The following is a 3413-nucleotide window of genomic DNA, read 5'->3' on the forward strand; positions in this document are numbered from 1 at the left end:
TCCTCCCGTACGGTGATCGCCGAGACCGGGCAGGCGCGCGCCGCCTCCCGGACCATCGGGCTGCCGTGGCCGTCCTCGCGGCCGGGGAGCACCTCGCTGAGCCCGTCGTCGTCCTGGGTGAACACCTCGGGGGCGGCCAGTACGCACTGGCCCGCGCCGATGCAGACGTCGCGGTCCACGGAGACGCGCATGCCGCTCACCACTCCACCGGCAGTTCGACCATGCCCTGGATGGTGTCCCCGGGCTTGAACGGGATCGCCTCCGGATCGGCCGCCAGCCGCAGCCCGGGCAGCCGGTCGAACAGCGTGCCGAGCGCGATCTCCATCTCCGCGCGCGCCAGGTTCTGGCCCAGGCACTGGTGGATGCCGAAGCCGAACGCCAGGTGGCGGTTGGCCCCCCGGTGCCAGTCGAGCACGTCGGGGTCCTCGAACGCCGCCTCGTCGCGGTTGATCACCGAGGTGGAGAAGATCACCCCGTCGCCCGGCCGGATCGTGACCCCGCCGACCTCGATCTCCTCGGTGGCCAGCCGCAGCATGGCGTCCGCGATCGACAGGAACCGCATCAGCTCCTCCACCGCCCCCGACAGCAGCGAGGGGTCGGCCCGCAGCTCCGCCAGCTGCTCGGGGTGGCGCAGCAGGGTGAAGGTGCCGAGGGAGATCATGTTGGCGGTGGTCTCGTGCCCGGCGATCAGCAGGATCGCGGCCAGTGAGACCAGCTCCTCGACGTCGAGCTCACCGGCCTCCAGCCGGGTCGCGATCAGCTCGTCCAGCAGCCCCTCGCCCGGTGCGGCGCGCTTGCTCTGGATCAGCGCCCTGAGGTAGCCCTGCAGCTGCGCACGGGCGTCCTCGACGTCGGCGGGACCGGGGCCGCGCAGCAGCCGCCGTGACTGGGCCTCGAAGAACTCGTGGTCCTCGTACGGGACCCCCAGCAGCGCGCAGATCACCATGGACGGCACCGGCAGGGCGAAGGCGCCGACCAGCTCGGCCCGCGGGCCCTTCGCCACCATCGCGTCGATCAGCCGGTCCACGGTCTCCTGGATCCGGGGCCGCAGGGCCGCCGCCCGCTTGACCGAGAAGCTCGGGATGAGCATCCGGCGCTGGGTGTTGTGGACGGGGTCGTCCTCCCCGAGCAGCGCGGTCCGCTGCCGGGTGATCCCCTTGAACCGCGCGCTGGGCAGGGGGAAGCCCTCGTGGGTGCGGTCGGTGGACAGCCGGTTGTCGGCGAGCAGGGCCCGCGCCTCGGCGTGGCCGGTGACCATCCACACGGAGCGGCCGTCGAAGAGGGTGACCCGGGTCAGCGGCCGGGTGTCCCGCAGGGGCTGGTAGGCGGCCGGCGGGTGGTAGGGGCAGGTGCGGTCCTGCGGGAAGGAGAGGGCACCGGACAGGGTTTCGGACATGGAGAACAACACCTCGCAAGGGCTGGTTCCGTCTTGCCTGGGTCCATTACATGCCTCAGGCACCTATCCTACCTATGCCACTTTCGGCCAGCCTGCCCGAGTTCACCCTCAGGGAAACGCCCGGGGCCCGTCGGGCCGGTGTGGGCGCAGTGGTCAGACCCCCGCCTCCTCCAGCAGGGCGCGCAGCTCCGCCGCCGTCATCGGGCCCGCGTGCGTCGCCACCGCCTCCCCCGAGCGCAGCAGGACCACGGTCGGGGCCCCCGTCACCCCATGGCGGCGGGTCGTGGCCGGGCAGCGGGTGATGTCCGTGCGGACGGCCGTCAGCCGGGCGCCGTACTCCTGCGCCACCTCCTCGACCACGACGTCCAGCGCCCGCGAGGGCCCCACGGCTTTCGGCCAGGTGCCCGTGAAGTACGCGAGCACCGGGGTCCCCTGCGCCATGCCGGTGATGAAGTCGAATTCCTGGTCCTCCAGGGGCCGGTGCACCCGACGGTTCATGGGCGGCGCTCTCCTCGTTCGTGCCTGTGCTCACCGCCAGCCTAGGCGCAGTGGCGCCCGGGCTGCGTTGTCAGTGGGGGCTGTGATCCTTGGGGCATGGACCTCAGCACACCGCGCCGGAGGGTCTACGGCGCCGACCACGACGACCCCGATCCGGGCCCGCGCCCCGGCCGCGCCTACGGCGAGCTCGTCGGCGGGCCGCTCGACGGGCTGCTCCTCGACGTCACCGGCTGGAGCCCCGAGCGGCTGGCCGAAGAGGCCCGGCTGCCCACCGAGATAGGCCGCTACGGGCCGGGCGGCCGCGCCCACTACCGCCGCCGCGCCACGGACCCCGGCCGCTGGGACTGGTCCGGGGACAGCCGCTAGGGCAGCCGCCAGGGCCGCCGCGCGGACGCGAACAGCACGCCGGTTTCGCCGGAAGGGCCCGGTTCGGAGAACATGAAGCATCGCCTGGGGAAGGAAGTGACCGTGGGTCACCTTGTCATGAGCACCGGCAGCATGCGCGAAGCGATGCGGCTGCTCACCGCGGTCGAGCGCACGCCCGAGCAGGAGCGCACGCTCACCACCGTCCGGGAGAAGTGCCGGACCGTGGACGGGCGGCTGCACAGCCAGGGCGTCGACCTCGAGGTCTCCGTGGCGCAGGCCCTGGAGGAGCTGCTCGACGGCACGGTCGGCGCCGAGCAGGGCCCCGGCTACCACTACGCGCTGCAGGCGCTGATCTCCGTGCACTTCTCGGACACCCACGACCTCGGGGACTGGCGGCGCCGGTCCTGGTTCCGGACGGTGGACGAGGAGGTCTCGCGCGCCGGGGTCCCGGCCCGCCTGGCCCTCTCCCGGATCCTCATGTCCGGCCCGCCCGTCCGGCTGCCCCCGGCCGGGGACTCCACCCCCTGGATGGGCACCTTCCCGACCGAACTGGCCGCGGAGTTCGTCGCCGCGCACGAGGCGGTCCTGGACCGGCTGGACCCGGAGGTCCGGGAGACCGTCGAGGTGTTCCTCAAGGCGATCCGCTTCGAGGCCGAGGAATGGGCCACCGCGCGGGAGGACGGGCGGCCCGGCCAGGACACGATCTTCTTCTGGTGCGCCTGACGGGCCTCCCGCGCACCGGCCGGCCCGCCCGGAGGAATTCCCGAAGAATTCTTCCCGGGACCTGTCGATCCGGGCCCCTTCCGTTCGACGCAAGGGTGAGAGGCGGGGAGAGCCCCCGCCCACCGCCCCCGAGGAGTCACCATGCCGCGCTTCCTGACGCTCATCCGCATCGACGAGCGGGACCTCCCCCCGCAGGACTTCCCGCCGGAGTTCGAGCAGCGCATGGGCGCCCTGCTGGAGGAGGTCACCAAGGCCGGTGTCATGCTCGACACCGCCGGCCTGCTCCCCACCGCCCAGGCCACCCGCCTCGACTGGTCCGGCGGGAAGATCAGCTTCACCGACGGCCCGTTCACCGAGACCAAGGAGGTCGTCGGCGGCTACGCCCTCCTGCAGTGCAAGGACAAGGCCGAGGCCCTGGAGTGGACCAAGC

Annotated in this window: 6 protein-coding genes; 3 read left to right on the plus strand and 3 right to left on the minus strand. The window is 72.8% G+C overall.

The annotated features are described in order from the left end of the window. From ACFVXK_RS37615 to ACFVXK_RS37625, 3 genes are all read right to left on the minus strand, one after another. A partial coding sequence (locus ACFVXK_RS37615; protein ID WP_389621582.1) for a ferredoxin occupies positions 1 to 191 on the minus strand: 191 nt, incomplete at its 3' end. Positions 192 to 196: 5 nt separating this feature from the next. Then, positions 197 to 1396 carry a cytochrome P450 gene (locus ACFVXK_RS37620; protein ID WP_389621585.1) on the minus strand — a complete coding sequence of 400 codons (1200 nt, stop codon included), beginning with the start codon at positions 1394 to 1396 and terminating at the stop codon, positions 197 to 199. Between the two features lie 153 nt (positions 1397 to 1549). Next, the gene (locus tag ACFVXK_RS37625; protein WP_389621588.1) at positions 1550 to 1894 is read right to left on the minus strand and encodes a thioredoxin family protein; all 345 of its coding nucleotides are present in this window, start codon (positions 1892 to 1894) and stop codon (positions 1550 to 1552) included. Positions 1895 to 1990: 96 nt separating this feature from the next. Here ACFVXK_RS37625 and ACFVXK_RS37630 point away from each other — a divergent pair, with 96 nt between their 5' ends. From ACFVXK_RS37630 to ACFVXK_RS37640, 3 genes are all read left to right on the plus strand, one after another. Continuing rightward, positions 1991 to 2260: a hypothetical protein gene (locus tag ACFVXK_RS37630; protein WP_388949817.1), complete on the plus strand. Its 270-nt coding sequence runs from the start codon at positions 1991 to 1993 to the stop codon at positions 2258 to 2260. A gap of 102 nt (positions 2261 to 2362) precedes the next feature. After that, entirely contained in the window at positions 2363 to 2983 is a 621-nt protein-coding gene (locus ACFVXK_RS37635; protein ID WP_389621591.1) for a hypothetical protein, read from the plus strand. A gap of 141 nt (positions 2984 to 3124) precedes the next feature. Then, the coding region (locus ACFVXK_RS37640; protein WP_389621594.1) for a YciI family protein at positions 3125 to 3413 on the plus strand (289 nt) is incomplete at its 3' end.

Origin of the sequence: Streptomyces sp. NPDC058157, from assembly GCF_042884105.1 — a bacterium.
Classification (GTDB): Bacteria; Actinomycetota; Actinomycetes; order Streptomycetales; family Streptomycetaceae; genus Streptomyces.